Source organism: Streptomyces sp. NPDC041968 (assembly GCF_055589025.1).
This window is the reverse complement of sequence record NZ_JBVJCB010000013.1, coordinates 219,690-237,132: the sequence shown is the minus strand read 5'-3', so window position 1 is coordinate 237,132 and position 17,443 is coordinate 219,690. Positions and strand designations below refer to the sequence as shown.

The window sequence follows — 17,443 nt, the reverse complement described above, 5'->3', positions numbered from 1 at the left end:
CGCATAGACGGCCACGCTCGCGATCCCGGCGTCCCGGCAGGCCCGGGCCACGCGGACAGCGATTTCGCCACGGTTGGCGATGAGCACCTTGCGCATGTGCGCTCCTCGGTCAGGACAGTAGTCGTGCGACGGCGTCATTCGGTCCCGCCGCTTTTCAGCAAGCACTCGGGAGTTGACCGACGGAGGGTGCCCACTGCCATGACGGCGGCATTCTGAGCGTGCTCTCCTCGCCACCGGAAAGAATGTCCTGCTGCATCTGCTGAATGGCGCGGGACGGGTCCAGGCCGAGTTCTTCCTGGAGGATTCCGCGGAGTTCCTGGTAGGCGTGGAGCGCGTCTCCGCGGCGGCCGCTCAGGTAGAGGGCGTTGATGAGCTGGCCATGCAGCCATTCGTTGAGCGGGTGACGCACCACGAGTCTTCGCAGCTCGGCCGCGAGACCGCCGTGCCGGCCGAGCCGCATGTCCGCCTCGATCCGCTGTTGCAGCACCCGCATGTACATCTCCTGGAGGTGCTGGACGTGCTGGGTCAGCACGGGGCCGCACGGCACGTCGGTCAGCACACCGCCGCCGCACAGCTCCAGCGCCCGGGACAGGGCCCGGGACGCCTCCTCGGTCTCTCCGGCCCGCAGCAGGGTCTCGCCCTGCCGGGCCAGCCGGAGGAACACCTCGGCGTCGACCTGCTCCGGTACGGCGCGCAGGACGTAGCCCGCGGACCAGGTGTCGACGAGGGTGGCGGTGGCACGGTCGTCGATCGCCCGGGAGAGGATCTTCCTGAGGTGGTAGACGTGCGTGCGCACCGTGGAGAGCGCCGTCTTCGGTGGGTTCTTCCCCCACAGTTCGTCGACCATGAGGCCGTGGGACACGACCGATCCGGGTTGCATGACCATCATGGACAGCAGTTGGCGGACCTTGGGGCCGCGCGGCACCGGAACGCTCTCGTTGTTTACTCGTATTTCCAATGGGCCGAGAACACTGAACGTCAACACTTGTTTCCCCCGCTGGACTCGCCTTGTATTACGGGCACCAACGGAATGCGAGCCTTCCATCCGCCGCGGCGGCGGGGCAAGGAAGTGATCCCAAGGTTGACCTAGAGCACATCGAAGGGGGCCACCGACGGCGCCCCGCCCGGCCGGCGGTCCTCGGAGAGCACGGCCACCGAGGTCATGACGTGGTGGCCCGGCAGCAACCGTACCCAGCCCGCGAGCCGCGAACCGGACGGCAGCAGACCGTGGGTGAGGTGCGCGTGGAGCCTGCTGCCCGCGACCCTCAACTCGATGTCGTGGAAGACGGGTTCGGGTCGGCCGAGCGCGGACAGGGCCTTGTAGACGGCCTCCTTGGCCGAGAAGACGACCGCCAGCCGGCTCTCCGGGCGGCGGGCCTGCCGGACCCACGCCCGCTCGTGCGGGGTGCACACCAGCCGTTCCGCGTCCCGGCCGAGGCGGTCGGTGCGCTCCAGGTCCGTGCCGGTGGCGAGGACCTGGGGGTGGACACTGGCGAAGCACGCTCCGATGTGCCCCACGCAGTGGCTGACGGAGCCGCGGACCCCGGCCGGGAAGACGGGCCGCCGTCCGTCCCGCAGTACCGGACCGCCCACCCTCAGCGCCCCCAGCGCGCGGGCCGCCGCGGCCCGTCCGGCGACGAAGTCGGGGCGCCGGGCGGGCGGCAGGGTGCTCGCCAGTCGCGCCTCCTCGGGGTGGAGGGACATCGGCGTCCGGTCCTCGTCGTACCGGCACAGGGCCAGGGCCGTGGCCGGGAGGGGGCCGAGCAGCAGGGTGTCGGCGAGGTCCGCCGCGGTGCCGGGCTCGTGGGGGCCGTGGGAGCGGGCGGTGCGTGGCACGGGGAGGCGGGCGGTGGACGGCATGGCGTGCTCCTGCGGGCGGGCCGGACGGGGCGCCCGGTGAGGTACGCCGGGCGCCCCGAGGCGGGGAGGGCTCGTGGTCGCGGGGGAGCGGTCGGGCCGGTGGGGGCCCGCCGCGCGCCGCTCAGACCCTCGCGTCCGCGGACTCCCGCGGCGCGGCCTTCTCGTTCGACGCGCTCTCCTCGGTCGGGGCCGTCTCCCCGCTCGCTGCCGTGTCCTCGTGCGGCGCGGTCTTCCCGGTGCCGTCGGCCGAGGTCTCGGACGCCGGGCGGTCGGTGAGGATGAGGTGCAGGACCAGCGCGCTGACCAGGCAGACCACGACCGTGCCCCAGAGCACGACCTGGAAGCCGTGCGTGTAGCCCTGGCCGAGGAAGTCGGTGAAGGCCTCGCGGCTCGCGGCCGGCACCTCGTCGACCGCCGCGTCCACGTTGCCGCTGGAGACGCTGTCGGTGACGCTGCGGGTGGTGAGGTCCGTGCCCTCGGTCCAGCGGCCCAGGCCGTCGGAGATGCGGCGCTGGACGAGGGACATGAGGGCGGCGACCATACCGGCGACCGCGACCGCCTCGGTGGCCAGGCGGATGGTGTTGAACATGCCGCTCGCCATGCCGACCTTGGCCGGGGGGACGGTGCTCACGGCGGCGCCGTCCATCAGGCCGTAGATGAGGCCGATGCCGATGCCGACGAGCATCAGCGGTCCGGCGAGCCCGAGCAGGCTGATCCCGGGGTGGACGGTGGTCAGCCAGGCCAGACCGGCGGCGACGAGGACCAGACCGCCGCTCAGGATGGGCCGGATGGAGACGCCCGCCTGCACCAGGCGTCCGGAGACCAGCGGGAAGGCGAGCACCGGAGCGGTCAGCAGCAGCATCGTGAGGCCGGCGCCGCTGTCGGAGAGCCCGTTGGCGCCGACCAGGTACGAGGGCAGCAGCACCATCAGGCCGACGAAGCCGAAGGAGACGGCGGTGGCGAGCAGGTTGACCGCCATGAACCGCGGTTCGGCGAACAGGGAGAGGTCGAACATCGGGAACCGCTGGCGGCGTTCGACGAGGACGAAGCCGGCCAGCAGCAGCACGCAGCCGGCGAACAGGCCGAGGACGCCGGCGCTGCCCCAGCCCCAGGCCGGACCCTGGATGACACCGAGGGTGAAGCAGCACAGCGCGAGGGTGAAGGTGACCGTGCCGGCCCAGTCCACGGCGTGCGCGTCCGGGTTCTTGGACTCCCGGAGCAGCTTCAGCCCGAGCATGGACGCCACGGCGATGGCGAACTGCACCCAGAAGATGGAGCGCCAGCCCAGTTCGGACACGAGCAGGCCGGAGCTGGTCGGGCCGACGGCGAGGCCGGCGCCGATGGTGACGCCGACGAAGGCGAAGGCCTTGGTACGGGCGGCCCCGTGGAACATGTTGGCCATGACCGACACACCGGCGGTCATCATGGCCGCGGCGGCCACGCCGGCCACGCCGCGGGCGGCGTCGAGGATCAGCACGTTCGTGGCGAGCGCGCCGATCAGCGCGGAGACGGCGTACAGGACGACGCCGAAGGAGAAGACCCGCTTGCGGCCGATGCGGTCGGCGATCGACCCGGCGGCCATCATGAAACTCGCGGCGGTGACGTTGTACGCGTTGACGACCCAGTTCAGCGGTACGACGCCGGCGTCGAGGTCGCGGCCCATCGCGGGGAGCGCCACCGGGGCGCTGCTGAGGCCGTAGGGGACGATGAAGACGGCCAGGCACAGGGCGAAGATGGTGAGGCCCGCGCGGGGCGGTGCCTCGGGGGTGGCGGCGGCTGCCATCGAAGCTCTCCTTGATCTCATGAACGGTGAGGCGGGGCGGCTTGCTCTCGAACGGTGAGGAGGGGCGGCAGGAGGACGGGGGATGGACTCCTGCCGCCCCGGTCTGTGGGGTCGCTCCGCCCCGGTCCGGGGGGCTCCGGCCCGGGGGCGGGGCGCGGTCAGGCCTGGCGTCGGGGCAGGCCGCGCAGGAACTGGGCGAGGGTCTGGAGGAAGCGGTTGTCCTCCCACTGGGCGTAGACGACGTCCTGGTGGGTGAGGGCCGGGTCGGAGAACAGCGACAGCTCCGGGATGCGGCTGGCGGCGGTGACGGCCGCGGCGGCCTGGCCGGTGGTGCCGTTGGTCAGCCCGGACTGGAAGGTGTACAGGGGGACGTCGATGGCCTCGGCGTGGGACAGGCGCAGGCCGAGCATGCGGGTCAGCTCGGTCTCCTTGAAGTCGATGGCCGCGACCAGGTCGAGCATCACGCGGCCCAGCGTGTACCAGAGCCAGGCGCCGGGACGGGGACCGGCGAAGGCCTCGGCGACGGTGCGCAGCCGGGTGGGGCCGCCGTCGACCCAGGAGCCGTCGTCGTCGAGGTGGCCCGCCTGCACGGAGTACGACGGGTGCGCGCTCGCGGCGTCGACGAGGCGGCCGAGCAGGCCCGCGTTGGTCAGCTTGCCGTCCGTGCGGAACTGCTCGGGGACGCGGTCGGCGAGCACCGCGGGGCCGTCGGGGTCGGCCAGGGCGTGCCCGGCCGCGAGCTGGAACCAGAGGGCCGCCGACTCCGGCCGGTCGCCCAGGCCGGTGGTGGTGCTGGTGAAGTCCTCGAAGACGGCCCCGGACTCGATCGCGGCGAGCCATCCCTTGGCCGCCTCCAGCGGCAGGTCGAACTCCATGCCGGCGCCCGAGTAGGCGTTGAGGACGCCGCCGTCGACCACGGCCAGTCCGGCCAGGTCGCGGTAGCCGGGGGTGCCGTCGAAGTCCCACGCGGCGTACAGGAGCGCCTCGCTGCCGCCCACGGACACGCCGCCGAGGACCACGTCGCGGCGGCCGCCGTCCGAGGCCTCCCGGACGACCCGGCGCACGTCCTCCAGCAGGACCTCCAGGCCCCACTGGGCGGCGAAGGCCGAGGCGGCCGGGTCCTGCACCCGGTAGTGGCCGCCCAGGTAGTACTCGGTGGCCTGCTCCGGGCTCTCCGCGAAGCCGGAGAGGTCGGCGAGGTTCTGCTCGCGCCGGTCCACCGCCCACACCTGGAGGTCGTCCCCGGCACTCGCGAGGGCCCGCGCCGTGTGGCGGAAGACCCCGGCGCCGCCCTCGCGGCCGCCGAGCAGGACCAGGACGCGGCGGGCGTCCCGGCGGCCAACCTTGAGCACCCCGACCCGCTGCGCTTCCGCCGGGCCGGCGGCCTGGACGCCCTGCACGTAGTCGTACGCCTCGATCCAGTCCTGCTGAGCCTGCGACATCTCGATTCACTCCTCGGTAGTTGCATGTCTGCGTCGAACCGCGACATCAACGTATCAGAGAGAGGGCTAGATGCAACACCAATGATGCAACTAGTCCTTGTCTTGCAACTTTGGTGTCACCTAAACTGGTGGGAGAACCGATGGACGAACTGGTGGAAGACCCATCCGCGACCGAGAGGCGGCCACGACGTGACCGAGACGACTACGAGGGACCGGCCGCTGCGCGCCGATGCCGAACGGACCGTGCGGACGATCCTGGAGGTGGCCGAGCGGGTGCTCGGCGAGGAACCGACCGCGAGCCTCGCCCAGATCGCCGCCGCGGCCGGCGTCGCCCGCACCACGCTGCACCGCCGCTTCGCCTCGCGCGAGGCGCTGATCGACGCGATGGCGGTGCACGCCTTCCGGCAGGTCGAGGAGGCCATCGACGTCGGCCGGCCGGAGACGGCCCCGCCCCTGGTGGCGCTGCACCAGATCACCGCCAACGTGATCCAGGTCAAGAGCGGCTGGCGCTACACGGTCGGGCAGCCGCAGCTGCGCGCCCCGGAGGCCGTCGCCGCGCACGAGCGCATCTTCGCCAAGGGCCACGTCCTGCTCGACCGGGCCCAGCAGGCCGGTCTGCTGCGCCCCGACGCGGATCTCGAGTGGGCCCGGCGGGTGTACCACGCCCTCATCGAGCAGGCCATCCAGGTGCAGGCCGAGACCTCCGCCGACCCGGACACGCTGGCGGCCTCGGTCGTCGACACGCTCCTCGGCGGACTGGGCGGGAACAGGTCCTGACACCCCGGCCGGGACAGGCGGCAGGGCGGCACCCGCGATGCGGATGCCGCCCTGCTGTGCGCGGTTCCGGTACCAGGCCCTTTCCGGTCCAGGCCCCTTCCCGGTACGGCCCGTCAGGCCGCGGGTGCGGGCTTCGGGGCGCCGGTCAGCGGCTTGTCCCAGGCGCCGAGCTGGCGGAAGAGCTCCAGGTCGTCACGGACGGCCCAGTGCTGCACGACCTGCCCGTCGGCGACCCGGTACACGTGCAGGTGCTGCACGCGCACCTCCTTGCCGGTGGCGGGCACGCCCATGAACTCGGCGACCTGACGGCCCGAGAAGACCAGGCGGATCAGCGCCTTGTCGCCCTTGGCGAAGGCGTCGACCACCTCCCAGCGGGCGTTCTCCCAGACGCCGCGCATCCAGTGGGCCGTGCGGATGTAGGCCTCCGCCCCGATCGGCGCGCCCTCCGGGGCCTCGTAGTCGACGAAGTCCTCGGAGACCAGGCGCCGGGCGACCTCCTCGTCACCGTCGTTGAAGATCTTGCCCATCTCCAGGGCGACCTGCAGTACCTCTTCGTCGGTCATGACGCTGTCCCTTCGTCGGCGGTGCCTGTGCGTGGCGCGGCTTGGCCCGCACACGGCACCGGGTGTGCGGTGCTGTGGTGCGTACGTGAGCGGTGGTGCGGGAGGCGGGAGGGCCGGGTCACTGCCCCATGCCGATGCCGCCGCCGACCGGGATCGCGGCCCCGGTGACGTAGGCGGCGCCGTCGCCGGCGAGGAAGGTGACGACGTCGGCCACCTCCTGGGGGGTGCCGGTGCGGCGCAGGGGCGTCTGGCTCAGCAGCTGGGTGCGTCGCTTGTCCGTGACGGCCTGGATCATGTCCGTCTCGATGAGCCCGGGCGTGACCATGTTGACGGTGACGTTCCGCGAGCCCAGTTCCCAGGCCAGCGACCGGGTCAGGCCGAGCATGCCGGACTTGGAGGCCGCGTAGTTCGACTGCCCGGGGGAGCCCAGGAAGCCCATGATCGACGAGACGAACACGATGCGTCCCCACTTGGCACTGATCATGGAGCGGGACACCAGGCGGGCCATCCGGAACGAGCCGACGAGATTCGTCTGGACGACGTCCTCGAAGTCCTCGTCGCGCATGGTGGGAGCCAGTGCGTCGCGGGTGATGCCCGCGTTGGCCACCAGCACCCCGACCGATCCGAACTGCGCCTCGACCTCGGCCACGGCGCGCCGGGCGCCCTCGGGGTCCCGGACGTCGCAGCGCACGCCGAACAGTCCGTCCGGAGCCTCGCCGCTGCGGTGGGTGATCGCGACCTTGTCGCCGTTCTCGGCGAAGCTGCGCGCGATGGTCAGACCGATGCCCCGGTTGCCTCCGGTGACCAGAACGGTGCGTGACATGGATGGGAGCCCTTCTGTTTCAGACCGCCGCCCGGCCGGTGGCGACCGGGCGGGCGAGACGGCGGGCGACAGCGGCCGCCGCGGTGTCGGTGTCGGTGAAGTGGACGCTCTGCCAGCCGGCGGCCTCGGCCCCGGCGCAGTTGGTCTCGATGTCGTCGACCAGGAGGCACTCCGCGGGCGCGACGCCCGCGATCTCGGCGGCCGCCTCGAAGATGCCGCGCTGCGGCTTGCGTACGCCGATCCGGAAGGACAGGGCCAGCCCGTCGAACAGTCCCTCCGGCGGGACCATGCGCCGCCAGTGCCGGTCCCACGCGGGGGGCATGTTGGAGAGCATGCCGACGAAGAACCCCTCGGCGTGCCAGGAGCGCAGCTGCGCGAGCCAGGCGTAATTCGTCTCCCGGCCCTCGAACCAGCGCTCGCCGAAGCCCGTCAGGTCGGCGTCGACGCCGCGCTCGCGCAGCTCGGCGTTCATCCGCGCCGCCCACTGGTCCTCGGTGAGCAGCGGGGTGTCCAGCGGCGCCATGAGGTCGCCGCCGTACGGCTCGGCCACCGCGGCCATGGCGCCGCGGAAGGCGTCCGCGGGAATCCCGGTCCGGCGGCAGAAGGTCTGGAGGTCCTCCGGGATCGGCGGCGTGAGCACCCCGCCGAAGTCCGTCCACACCGCGCGCACCGGGGGGCCGCCGCCCGGGGTCACCACGCCGCTCCGCCGACCGCGCCGTCCAAGGCCGCGGCCACCGGCGCCGGAGTGAACTCGAGCGCGATCCGGCCCGCCGGGGCGCCGTCCTGTGCGAAGACGACGGTGCGGCCGGTGCGGCCGTCGGCGGCGGCTTCCGGGTGGGCGGTGGCCACCAGCGGTGAGTCGAGCTCCGCGAACCGCGTGAAGTCGGCGGTGCACCCGGTCACGGTGGCGTCGGTGGGGACACCCGAGAGGTGGGCGAGCTGCCGGGCGGCCTCGGTCAGCACCATGGCCGGGACGTGGTCGTAGGTGTGGTCGAACAGGCTCTTGTTCTCGAAGAGCGGCTCCACCTGCGCGGACACGCTGTCACCCTGGAGGCTCGGTTCGCCGAGCACCACGTTGGCGGGGTGGGTGCGGCCCACCTCCGCGGCGGCGGCCGGGCGGCTGCGCAGCACGTCCGTCAGCTCGGTGGTGAGCGGCGGCGTGGACCGGCGCTGGAGGAAGCGGAGCTTGCCGTAGTCGGCGCTCTTCGCCGTGCCCACGTCGATCCGGGTACGGGCCACGCGCCGGCCGGCGATGCTCAGGGCGACCTCCGACCTCACCCCGCGCAGACGCCCGCTGCGTGCGGTGACCGGGGTGACGGTGCCGGCCAGGGCCAGCTCGCCGGGCCGGTCGCCGGGCGCGAGGGCGAGAGGGTCCTCGATCCGGATCGACCAGTTGTTGACCAGGAACGTGGTGTCCAGGGAGATGCCCAGCTGACGGTGGGAGGCGGCGACGCCCGCCTGGCGCGCGGCCTCCAGCAGCAGGAGGAAGTCGTACGTCACCGGCGTACGCACGTGGTCGCTGAAGTAGGGGTGGCCGATGGGGAGTTGCGCACCGGCCAGAAAGTCCTCGGGCCCGGTCCGCACCAGGTCGGTGACCAGGACCTCCGAGACTGCCGCCCGGTGCACCAGGGCCCGGTCGATGGTGCGGGCGAAGGTCGGTGCGCGGACCGGCTCCGGTTCCGCCCTGTCGGTAGACGTTGTCATTCGCGAAGAACTCCTTGTCCGGGCCGCCTTCGGCGGAACTCCGAAAATCGCGCTACGGCCCCGGTTCGGGCCCGTCGGCAATGATTCCGAGCCGATATAGAAGTCCTGTGGAAAGCGTATGGAGGGGGGTCCGGTCGGCAGATTCGAGGGTGGCCGGCACCTGCGCCTCGCGGCTTTGAGGCAACTTTCATCACGGCACCACACCCTGTTGGAAACATCTCGGGGACCGTTTTCTGTTCGGCCCGCCGTTCGCCGCAAGGGAGTGCGTTTCGATGACCGCTTTGGATGACCGTCCCCTCGCCGTACCCGTACCCGTACCCGTGCCCGTGCCGGCGCGGCCGGCCGAGCCGGGCCTGCCGGCGCGTACCGAGGAACTGCTGCACCTGAGGCAGGCGGCGCGCAGCGGGCCGAGCGCGGCGGCCACGCGGGCGCAGCACGAGCGCGGCAAGCTGACGGTGCACGAGCGGCTGGAGCTGCTCTTCGACCAGGGCACGTTCACCGAGATCGAGGGCCTGCGCCGGCACCGGGCCACCGGTTTCGGCCTGGAGGACCGCCGCCCGCACACCGACGGCGTGGTCACCGGCTGGGGCCGTGTGCACGGGCGCACGGTCTTCGCCTACGCCCACGACTTCCGGATCTTCGGCGGCTCGCTGGGCGAGTCCCACGCCGAGAAGATCCACAAGATCATGGACATGGCCGAGGCGGCCGGCGCTCCGCTGGTGAGCCTCAACGACGGCGCCGGCGCCCGTATCCAGGAAGGCGTCTCCGCGCTCGCCGGGTACGGCGGCATCTTCCGCCGCAACGTCCGCGCCTCGGGTGTGATTCCGCAGATCAGCGTGATGCTGGGGCCGTGCGCGGGCGGCGCCACCTACTCGCCGGCCCTGACCGACTTCGTGTTCATGGTGCGCGGCATCTCCCAGATGTTCATCACCGGACCGGACGTGGTGGAGACCGTCACCGGCGAGAAGGTGTCCCAGGAGCAGCTCGGCGGCGCCGACCTGCACGCCGCGATGTCGGGCGCGGCGGCCTTCGCGTACGACGACGAGGAGTCCTGCCTGGAGGACGTCCGCTACCTGCTGTCGCTGCTGCCCTCCAACAACCGCGAGGCGCCGCCCTCCGCGGGGCCGGCCGCCCGGCTGCCGGCCCTGGACGAGGAGCTGCTGCACCTGGTGCCGGCCGACCCGAACCAGCCGTACGACATGCGCGAGGTGATCGCGCGGCTCGTGGACGACGCCGAGTACCTGGAGGTCCACGAGCGGTGGGCGCCGAACCTGCTGTGTGTGCTGGCGCGCATCGACGGGCAGACGGTCGGGCTGGTGGCGAACCAGCCCAGGCACCTGGCCGGCGTGCTGGACATCGAGGCCTCGCAGAAGGGGGCCGCCTTCATCCAGACCTGCGACGCCTTCAACATCCCGCTCGTCACCCTGGTCGACGTCCCCGGCTTCCTGCCCGGTACCGACCAGGAGCACGGCGGCATCATCCGCCACGGCGCGAAACTGCTCTACGCGTACTGCAACGCCACCGTCCCGCGGGTCCAGGTGATCCTGCGCAAGGCCTACGGCGGTGCCTACATCGTCATGGACTCGCGCTCCATCGGCTGCGACCTGTCCTACGCCTGGCCGACGAACGAGATCGCCGTGATGGGCGCCGAGGGCGCGGTGAACGTCATCCACCGCCGCGCCGTCGCCGCCGCCCCGGACCCGCAGGCCACGCGCAGGGCGCTGACCGACGAGTACCGCGAGGCGCTGATGCACCCGTACTACGCGGCCGAGCGCGGTCTGGTCGACGACGTGATCGACCCCCGCACCACGCGCTCGGTCCTCGCGGAGGCGCTGCGGATGCTGCGTACGAAGCAGGAGACACTCGTGCCCCGCAAGCACGGCAACCCGCCGATGTGACCTCCCGGGGCTTCACCGGGCCGCAGGAACCCGCGCCGCCCCACCGGCCCGAACGACCGAGCACCGCGGAGGAAGCGAGGCGTCCCCTTATGGACATGGACATGGACACAGCACCGGCCGGACCACCCGCCCTGCGCGTGGTCCGGGGCGATCCCACCCCCGACGAACTGGCCGCGCTCACCGCCGCCCTGCTGGCCCGCGGCGGAGCCGCGCCGCCCGACGGCCCCCCGGACACCGCCCCCGTCCCCGCCGCCCCCGGCTGGCTGCGGGCGGGGCGCCACCGTCCGGCGGGGGCGTGGCGCACGGTCCCGCACTGAGCGGCACCGGGCGGCACCGAGCTGTTCCGAGCCGCATGGTGCGGCCACGGGCGGCACCGTCCCGCACCGAGCCGCACTCCGGTACGAAACGTCGGCCGGGGCCGCGCCGAGTCCCCCGGGAGGGATCGGCGCGGTCCCGGCCGACGTCACGCGCGCGTCGTCCGCGCGCCGTCGTTCAGTGGGGTGCGGGGGCCTCGACCACCGCGCAGGACCAGGTGAAGCCGGCGCCCGCGTTGAGCACCAGGCCGATGTCGCCGGGGCGCAGGGCCGAGCGGCGCAGCACCTCGTACAGCCCCGCCGGCAGGTCGCCCGTGCCCAGGTGGCCGGTGTCGGCCCCCCAGTCGACGGGGCGGGCCGCGACGCTCTCGCGCAGGGTCGGCACCCACGCGGCCTCCAGCGTCTTGCGGCCGAGGCGGGGCAGCAGGACGAACCGGATGCGCGGATCGTCCGCCGCGAGACCGGCGTCCCGCAGCGCCCCGCCGACCACGCACCGGATCATGTCCCGGTTGACCTTCTTGAAGGGCGCGACCCCGTGGTCGTGCAGATAGGCGCGCTTGGTGCGCCGCATGTCGACGACGGGCGAGTTATCCCGGGGCAGCCGGGCGAACGGGTCGTCACCCCGGTGCATGGCCTCCAGGTGCGGGGCCGCCGCGGTGTGCAGGGCCCGCAGCAGCAGGGGGTCGCCCGAGCGGGCCGGGTGGCGCAGCAGCACGGCCGTGGCCGCGTCCCCGTACGCCGCGCCGTAGTCGCTGCGCCACCGGTCGAAACCGGGCCCGGTGAACCGGTCCGCCGTGGTGACCAGGGCGTGCCCGGTGCCGGTGTGCAGGGAGAGGCGGGCGACGGCCAGTTCCACGGCCGCCGCGCCGCCGTTGCAGATCTGCTGGATGCCGACCGGCACCGAGTGGTGCGCACCGATCTGGTGGGCGACGTAGTGCGCCGGCGACCACAGGTCGTGGCCCTGGTAGTGCATCCAGGCGTGCAGCACGAGCGTCAGGTCGCCCGCCGCGACCCGGCCGTCGCGCAGGGCCCGCTGCGCGGCCAGCACGGCCATCTCGGGTGCGGAGACGTCCTCGGCGACCGGCAGCCGGGGGTGTCCCAGGTCCCGTGCCACCTTCTCCTCGACCCGCTGCCCGGCCACGGCGTCGTCCGCGCCGTCCCTCTTCTCGGGCAGCCACAGGGCGGCTGCGGCGATACCCACCGGCGCGGTCGTTCTCATGACGGGAGCCCCCTTTGATTCTGGCAACACGCATATTGTTCCCAGGGTGGAATGGAATGCGTGTAAAACCCGCATGGAAGAGGGATTGAATTCGTTTTTCGAGGGTTCTCCGCCGTGTGTGGAATGTGGCAGCATGAATTCGCCAACCACATTTCCGCCCGCAGTCAATGGCGGGATGTGTCCATACGCTGAAGGGAACACGGTCATGTCGGGCAACCTGGTCAACGAACTCTCCCCCGAGCTGCGCACCCGCGTCCGGGAGATCGTGGCGGACGTGCTGGAGGTCTCCGCCGAGGAGGTCGAGGAGCAGCACAGCTTCGTCGAGGACTTCGACGCCGACTCCCTGCTGATCATCGAGATGTTCTCGCGCTTCGAGAAGCAGCTGGGCATCGAGATACCGCAGGAGGAACTGGTCGACCTCGACGACCTCGGCACCGCCTACCAGCTGATCGCACGTCACGCGACCGCCGTGGCGCATGTCTGAGCGCGCGCCGCGCCGTGTGGCGGTGACCGGACTGGGCGCGGTGAGCAGTCTCGGCATCGGCGCCGAGGCCTTCACCGAGGCCGTCCGCGAGGGCCGCAGCGGCATCACGGAGATCAGCTCCTTCGACAGCACCGGCTTCCGGCACACCCGGGCCGGTGAGGTGCACGACTTCCGGCCGCAGGACCACCTGGAGCGGCTGCCGGCCGAGAAGTGGGGCCGCAGCGGCCAGTTCGCCGCGGCGGCCGCCCGGCTCGCCGCGCGGGACGCGGGCTGGGCCGGCGACGACCTGTCCGAGGCCCGGGCCGGCAGTGCCATGGGGACGACCAACGGAGAGGCCCGCGCCTTCCAGGAACTGACCGAGCAGTGGCTGGACCGGGGCATCGACGGGATTGACGGGGATCTCGCCGCCCGTGCCTCCGCGGACCGCATCGCGGCCGCCGTGAACACCGAACTCGGCCTGCACGGCGAGGCGCAGACCTTCGGCACCGCCTGCTCGGCGAGCAACTACGCCATCGGGTACGGCTTCGACCTCATCCGCAGCGGCGCCATGGACGTGATGATCGCCGGCGGCGCCGACGCGGTGAACCGGGCCACCCACGCCGGTTTCCACCGGCTGGGCGCCATCGCCCCCGACCTGTGCCGCCCGTTCGACGAGGAGCGGGCCGGCATCATGACCGCGGAGGGCGGCGCGGCCCTGGTCCTGGAGTCGTGGGACGACGCCGTCGCCCGCGGGGCCCGTATCTACGCCGAGGTGCTGGGATACGGCCTGACCTGCGACGCGAAGCACCCCACGCAGCCGGACCGGGACGGTATCGCCGAGTGCATCCGCCGGGCGCACAAGGACGCCGGCATCGAGCCGGACGCCGTCGACTACGTGTGCGCCCACGGCACGGGCACGGCCGCCAACGACTCCACCGAGGTCGCGGCCGTACGGGAGGTGTTCGGCGACCGCGTCCCGCCGATCAGCTCCATCAAGTCGATGCTCGGCCACACCATGGGCGCCGCCAGCGGCTTCGGTGCGCTGGCCTGCTGCGCGGCGCTGCACCACGGGTTCCTGCCGCCGACGGCGACGGTCCGCGCGGTGGACCCCGCCCTCGGCCCGGACCTGGACTGCGTGCCCGGCCGGGCCCGGGACGCCCGGCCGAGGGTCGTGGAGAACCACGGGTTCGCCTTCGGGGGCAACAACGCCATCGTGATGCTGGGGAGGGCCGCATGAGCGCCACCGCACAGTCCACTGCCGTACGGATCACCGGCTACGGGGTGCTCAGCGCGGCGGGCCCCGGCGGCAAGGCCCTGTACGAGGCGGTCCGGTCGGGCGTGCTGCCCCCGGGTGAGGATCCCGCGCGGCTGCTGGACGGGCAGCCGGCGCCGCCGGGCGTCCGGCTGGTGCCGGTACCCGACTTCGCACCGCAGGAGTACCTGGGCCGCAAGGGGCTGAGAGCGCTCAGCCGCACCACCACGCTCGCCATGGCGGCGGCGGAGATGGCGCTGGACAGCCTGCAGGAGCCCGACGGGTCCCGCGACGTGGACACCGGTGTGGTGCTCGGCACCAGCACCGGCAGCGCCCGGGCCTTCGCGGAGTTCTTCCGCGAGACCTACGAGGCGGAGCGCCCCTACCTGGTCAGCCCGGCGCTCTTCCCGGGCCTGCTGCTGAACCACGGTGCCAGCCAGGTGGCCATGCGGCACTCCCTCACCGGTGTGAACGCCTCGCTCGCCGGCGGTCCGGTCTCCGCGCTGTCCGCGCTGCGCTACGCCCGCACCGCGCTGCTGACCGGCCGGGCCGAGCGGCTGCTGACCGGGGCGGTGGAGGAACTCAGCGCGCACACGGCCTGGGCCTGGCACCGGGGCGGCGCGCTCGGCGACCGGCCGGCCATCGGCGAGGGCAGTGCCGTCTTCGTCCTGGACGCGGCGCCGGAACCGGCCGCGCCGGGCTCGCCGCGGGTCGAACTGACCGCCTGCGAGGTGGCCTTCACTCCGCCGGAGGAGGGACCCCACGCGGTGGCGGCGGCCCTGGCCCGTTGTGTGGAGAACGCGCTCCGGGCCGGCGGCGCCCGGCCGGGCGACGTCGACGTCGTCTCGGCCGGGGCGGCCGGCGGTCCGGGCTGGGGCGCGGTGGAGACCCGGGGTCTGCGCCGGGCACTGGCCGGGCACGCGCCCGACGTGCTGCGGGTGCGGGACGTCCTCGGGGAGACCTACAGCGCCGGCGGCGCGCTGCAACTGGCCGCGCTGCTCGCGCACTGGGAGGGCGGGCCGGGAGTCGCGGACGACGCTGTCCGCCGCTTCGGTCTGGTGACGTCCGTCGGCCACGACGGATCGGTGGGCGCCGCCGTGCTGCGCCGGCCGTCAGCCACCGGATGAGCGAGGCAGCCGGTCGCCGGCCGCCGGGGAGGAGCGTCTTCCCGGCGACCGGTGCGGTGCTGCCGCGGGCACGTCGGGGGAGGGGATGAGGGCGGCGCGGACCGCCTTGTTGACGGCGTCCACCCGGGACACCGCGTCCAGTTTGCGGAAGACGCGGTTCAGGTGCCGTTTGACCGTTCCCTCGGAGATGCCGAGCCAGTCGGCGATCTGCCGGTTGCTCATCGCCGACGCCGCGCCGACCAGGGCCTGGTGCTCGCGCCGGGAGAGCGGCTCCTCCACACCCTCGTGGCGCGCGGTGCCGGAGGGGACCAGGACGGTCGTGTGCCGGGCGTCGGTGAGCGCGTTCGAGACGGCCATCAGCAGCGCCGTGCGGTCGATGCCCTTGTGCAGGAAGCCGCGTGCGCCGGCCGCGAGCATCTCCTCCACGAGGTAGGACTGCGCATGGGCGGTCAGGCACAGCACGCGGGTGCGCGGGGAGACGGAGAGGATCTCGCGCACCGTCCCCGCCCCCCGGCTGCGGGGCATCTGGACGTCGAGCAGCAGCAGGTCGGGCCGCTCGTCGGTCGCGCACCGGACGGCCTGCGCGCCGTCGGCGGCCTGCCCCACCACGGTGAGGCGGGGTTGCGCGTCCAGCAGGTCGGCGAGCGTCTCGCGGAACAGTGCGTGGTCGTCGGCGATGACGATGCGCACCGGGCGTACGGAGGGCGGCTGTTCGGTGGTGGACGCCGGCACGGTCACGGCCGTGCCCCGAGCGGCACGTGCAGTTCTGTGCGGGTGCCTTCGCCGGGCGCGCTCGTGAGGCGCAGCCGGCCGCCGAGGTCCTCGACCCGCTCCCGGACGGCGACCAGACCGTGCCCGGCGCGCGAGCCCGCCGCGGCGGGCTGTACGACGAAACCCGCACCGTCGTCGTCGACCCGGGCGTACACCCACCGCCGGGTGACGCGGACCGTCACCTCGACGTGCGCGGCCCCGGCGTGCGTCAGGCAGTTGCGCAGGATCTCGCGCAGGACGAGGAGCAGTTCGCGGCGGCAGTGCTCCGGGGCGACGGTCTCGTCACCGATGATGCGCACCGAGACGTCCGTCGGCGTCGCCAGGTCGCTCGCGAAGGCGTCGAGGGCGGCCCGCAGCGGCGGCGTGCGGGTGCTGTGCCGCAGGCCCGCGATCAGGCTGCGGTTCTCCCGTACGGCCTGGTCCAGGGCCCTTCTGGCCACGGCCAGGTGGGCGGCGCCGCCGGCCGGGTCGCTCTCGCCGAGTTCGACGCGGTGCAGGGCCACGGCCAGGGTGCTGCCCAACTCGTCGTGGAGTCGGCGGGCCAGCCGGCGGGACTCGCTCCAGCCGCCGTCGCCGCGCCAGAAGTCGGCCTGGGCCGTCCGCAGCACGTCGGCGAGGCCCCGCACGGCGGCCAGGGCCCGCGGCAGCGCCGGCCCGTCGCAGCCGGACGCGCTCTCCAGCGCGTCGAGCAGCGCGCACTCGTACAGCAGGCCGACCGCCGCCACGAGGTGGTGGGGCGCGACCTCGCTGGTGGCGGGGAGGAACGGGCGCGCGCCCGGCGGCCGCTCGTCGGCGCGTGTGGCGTGTGCCAGTACGCGCCGGGCGAAGGCGGCCAGTGCCGAGGTCAGCGCGGCCCGCTCGCGGTCGGCGGGCGGCAGCACCGCCGGGAGGGCGAGCCGGAACCGGTGCAGGACCGCCTCGTGACCGGCCTGCGCGGGCGCCTGCGCGGGTGCCGCCGGACGGAGCCCGGCCGCGACGCGCGGTACGGGGGGCCGCGGGCGCGTGTCCGGACGCGTCGCGCGGATCAGTCCCTCGCGCAGGGCGGCGACGAAGACGGTGCCGGGGGGAGCGGCGGTCGCGGCCGGTGGTCTCCCGTCCGGCCGACGTATCGGTGTCGTCGGGTCGTCCATGAGGACTCCTCACGCTCGGATTCCAGACAAGAGTGACATTAACAAACAGGCTTGTCTGTTTGTCAACGGGATCTGGACCGCGCGACAGCGCCGCCCCCAGCGTCCCTTGAGGGGGTGGTGCACTGCGTCGGGCCGCGGTTCCCGACATCTCCGTGTCGGTCCTCGGTATCGTTTGACCAGTTCTGGGGCGTCGCGGTGAGGGTGAGGGAGCGGCCGTGGCGCCCGGCGGTGGGGTTCGCACGGTCGGGGCCGGCCGGAAGAATAAAGCAGGCAGACTTGTATGGTTCAGGTTCCGGTGCTTCACTTGACCTCTGGCG

18 protein-coding genes are annotated in these 17,443 nt (G+C 73.2%); 6 read left to right on the top strand and 12 right to left on the bottom strand.

What is annotated here, in order from left to right; all coding sequences use genetic code 11:
- The 5 genes from ACZ6EG_RS29035 to ACZ6EG_RS29015 form a co-directional block, all read right to left on the bottom strand.
- On the bottom strand, positions 1 to 96 hold a 96-nt coding region (locus ACZ6EG_RS29035; protein ID WP_279617129.1), incomplete at its 3' end, for a biotin carboxylase N-terminal domain-containing protein.
- Positions 97 to 154: 58 nt separating this feature from the next.
- Complete coding sequence (locus ACZ6EG_RS29030) at positions 155 to 958, bottom strand: AfsR/SARP family transcriptional regulator (RefSeq protein WP_391970924.1); 804 nt, start codon at positions 956 to 958, stop codon at positions 155 to 157.
- 128 nt (positions 959 to 1,086) lie between these two features.
- A complete protein-coding gene (locus ACZ6EG_RS29025; RefSeq protein WP_469608897.1) occupies positions 1,087 to 1,860 on the bottom strand; it encodes a 4'-phosphopantetheinyl transferase superfamily protein in 774 nt (257 codons plus the stop codon).
- Positions 1,861 to 1,981: 121 nt separating this feature from the next.
- A complete protein-coding gene (locus ACZ6EG_RS29020; protein ID WP_469608894.1) occupies positions 1,982 to 3,643 on the bottom strand; it encodes an MFS transporter in 1,662 nt (553 codons plus the stop codon).
- Between the two features lie 158 nt (positions 3,644 to 3,801).
- Entirely contained in the window at positions 3,802 to 5,085 is a 1,284-nt protein-coding gene (locus ACZ6EG_RS29015) for an alpha/beta hydrolase (RefSeq protein WP_391970927.1), read from the bottom strand.
- Between the two features lie 189 nt (positions 5,086 to 5,274).
- On the opposite strand from ACZ6EG_RS29015, the gene ACZ6EG_RS29010 reads away from it, so the two are divergent.
- Entirely contained in the window at positions 5,275 to 5,862 is a 588-nt protein-coding gene (locus ACZ6EG_RS29010; protein ID WP_469608891.1) for a TetR/AcrR family transcriptional regulator, read from the top strand.
- 113 nt (positions 5,863 to 5,975) lie between these two features.
- Here the strand turns inward: ACZ6EG_RS29010 and ACZ6EG_RS29005 are convergent, their stop codons facing one another.
- From ACZ6EG_RS29005 to ACZ6EG_RS28990, 4 genes are all read right to left on the bottom strand, one after another.
- Positions 5,976 to 6,425 (bottom strand): ester cyclase, encoded by a 450-nt coding sequence (locus tag ACZ6EG_RS29005; protein WP_356609076.1) that lies wholly within the window; start codon positions 6,423 to 6,425, stop codon positions 5,976 to 5,978.
- Between the two features lie 118 nt (positions 6,426 to 6,543).
- A complete protein-coding gene (gene fabG, locus ACZ6EG_RS29000) occupies positions 6,544 to 7,248 on the bottom strand; it encodes a 3-oxoacyl-ACP reductase FabG (RefSeq protein WP_356609074.1) in 705 nt (234 codons plus the stop codon).
- Positions 7,249 to 7,267: 19 nt separating this feature from the next.
- A complete protein-coding gene (locus ACZ6EG_RS28995; RefSeq protein ID WP_469608886.1) occupies positions 7,268 to 7,945 on the bottom strand; it encodes an HAD family hydrolase in 678 nt (225 codons plus the stop codon).
- Positions 7,939 to 8,952: a ScbA/BarX family gamma-butyrolactone biosynthesis protein gene (locus ACZ6EG_RS28990; RefSeq protein ID WP_391970929.1), complete on the bottom strand. Its 1,014-nt coding sequence runs from the start codon at positions 8,950 to 8,952 to the stop codon at positions 7,939 to 7,941. Before ACZ6EG_RS28990 ends, ACZ6EG_RS28995 begins: the two co-directional genes overlap by 7 nt.
- A gap of 272 nt (positions 8,953 to 9,224) precedes the next feature.
- Here ACZ6EG_RS28990 and ACZ6EG_RS28985 point away from each other — a divergent pair, with 272 nt between their 5' ends.
- Both ACZ6EG_RS28985 and ACZ6EG_RS28980 read left to right on the top strand, forming a co-directional pair.
- Positions 9,225 to 10,850, top strand: coding sequence for an acyl-CoA carboxylase subunit beta (locus ACZ6EG_RS28985; RefSeq protein ID WP_391970930.1), 1,626 nt, complete (start codon positions 9,225 to 9,227; stop codon positions 10,848 to 10,850).
- Positions 10,851 to 10,951: 101 nt separating this feature from the next.
- Positions 10,952 to 11,167 carry an acyl-CoA carboxylase epsilon subunit gene (locus ACZ6EG_RS28980; RefSeq protein WP_469608881.1) on the top strand — a complete coding sequence of 72 codons (216 nt, stop codon included), beginning with the start codon at positions 10,952 to 10,954 and terminating at the stop codon, positions 11,165 to 11,167.
- 175 nt (positions 11,168 to 11,342) lie between these two features.
- On the opposite strand, the gene ACZ6EG_RS28975 is transcribed toward ACZ6EG_RS28980, so the two are convergent.
- Positions 11,343 to 12,383, bottom strand: a complete 1,041-nt coding sequence (locus ACZ6EG_RS28975; RefSeq protein WP_469608878.1) for a ketoacyl-ACP synthase III family protein — start codon at positions 12,381 to 12,383, stop codon at positions 11,343 to 11,345.
- 205 nt (positions 12,384 to 12,588) lie between these two features.
- On the opposite strand from ACZ6EG_RS28975, the gene ACZ6EG_RS28970 reads away from it, so the two are divergent.
- From ACZ6EG_RS28970 to ACZ6EG_RS28960, 3 genes are read left to right on the top strand one after another with little or no spacing between them, the layout of a single operon-like run.
- A complete protein-coding gene (locus ACZ6EG_RS28970; protein ID WP_391970933.1) occupies positions 12,589 to 12,867 on the top strand; it encodes an acyl carrier protein in 279 nt (92 codons plus the stop codon).
- The gene (locus ACZ6EG_RS28965; RefSeq protein ID WP_391970934.1) at positions 12,860 to 14,083 is read left to right on the top strand and encodes a beta-ketoacyl-[acyl-carrier-protein] synthase family protein; all 1,224 of its coding nucleotides are present in this window, start codon (positions 12,860 to 12,862) and stop codon (positions 14,081 to 14,083) included. The genes ACZ6EG_RS28970 and ACZ6EG_RS28965 overlap by 8 nt, the downstream gene beginning before the upstream one ends.
- Positions 14,080 to 15,225, top strand: a complete 1,146-nt coding sequence (locus ACZ6EG_RS28960; protein ID WP_391970935.1) for a beta-ketoacyl synthase N-terminal-like domain-containing protein — start codon at positions 14,080 to 14,082, stop codon at positions 15,223 to 15,225. The genes ACZ6EG_RS28965 and ACZ6EG_RS28960 overlap by 4 nt, the downstream gene beginning before the upstream one ends.
- Here the strand turns inward: ACZ6EG_RS28960 and ACZ6EG_RS28955 are convergent.
- A complete protein-coding gene (locus tag ACZ6EG_RS28955) occupies positions 15,211 to 15,963 on the bottom strand; it encodes a response regulator transcription factor (protein WP_391970936.1) in 753 nt (250 codons plus the stop codon). The genes ACZ6EG_RS28960 and ACZ6EG_RS28955 overlap by 15 nt on opposite strands.
- Positions 15,960 to 17,126, bottom strand: a complete 1,167-nt coding sequence (locus ACZ6EG_RS28950; protein ID WP_391970937.1) for a sensor histidine kinase — start codon at positions 17,124 to 17,126, stop codon at positions 15,960 to 15,962. Before ACZ6EG_RS28950 ends, ACZ6EG_RS28955 begins: the two co-directional genes overlap by 4 nt.
- Between the last annotated feature and the right edge of the window lie 317 nt (positions 17,127 to 17,443).

Excerpts from the sequence above, each read along its gene's own strand:
- ACZ6EG_RS29025 (WP_469608897.1), bottom strand. The coding sequence starts at position 1,860 with ATGCCGTCCACCGCCCGCCTCCCCGTGCCACGCACCGCCCGCTCCCAC.
- ACZ6EG_RS29020 (WP_469608894.1), bottom strand. The coding sequence starts at position 3,643 with ATGGCAGCCGCCGCCACCCCCGAGGCACCGCCCCGCGCGGGCCTCACC.
- ACZ6EG_RS29015 (WP_391970927.1), bottom strand. The coding sequence starts at position 5,085 with ATGTCGCAGGCTCAGCAGGACTGGATCGAGGCGTACGACTACGTGCAG.
- ACZ6EG_RS29005 (WP_356609076.1), bottom strand. The coding sequence starts at position 6,425 with ATGACCGACGAAGAGGTACTGCAGGTCGCCCTGGAGATGGGCAAGATC.
- fabG (WP_356609074.1), bottom strand. The coding sequence starts at position 7,248 with ATGTCACGCACCGTTCTGGTCACCGGAGGCAACCGGGGCATCGGTCTG.
- ACZ6EG_RS28990 (WP_391970929.1), bottom strand. The coding sequence starts at position 8,952 with ATGACAACGTCTACCGACAGGGCGGAACCGGAGCCGGTCCGCGCACCG.
- ACZ6EG_RS28985 (WP_391970930.1), top strand. The coding sequence starts at position 9,225 with ATGACCGCTTTGGATGACCGTCCCCTCGCCGTACCCGTACCCGTACCC.
- ACZ6EG_RS28980 (WP_469608881.1), top strand. The coding sequence starts at position 10,952 with ATGGACACAGCACCGGCCGGACCACCCGCCCTGCGCGTGGTCCGGGGC.
- ACZ6EG_RS28975 (WP_469608878.1), bottom strand. The coding sequence starts at position 12,383 with ATGAGAACGACCGCGCCGGTGGGTATCGCCGCAGCCGCCCTGTGGCTG.
- ACZ6EG_RS28970 (WP_391970933.1), top strand. The coding sequence starts at position 12,589 with ATGTCGGGCAACCTGGTCAACGAACTCTCCCCCGAGCTGCGCACCCGC.
- ACZ6EG_RS28965 (WP_391970934.1), top strand. The coding sequence starts at position 12,860 with ATGTCTGAGCGCGCGCCGCGCCGTGTGGCGGTGACCGGACTGGGCGCG.
- ACZ6EG_RS28960 (WP_391970935.1), top strand. The coding sequence starts at position 14,080 with ATGAGCGCCACCGCACAGTCCACTGCCGTACGGATCACCGGCTACGGG.
- ACZ6EG_RS28950 (WP_391970937.1), bottom strand. The coding sequence starts at position 17,126 with ATGGACGACCCGACGACACCGATACGTCGGCCGGACGGGAGACCACCG.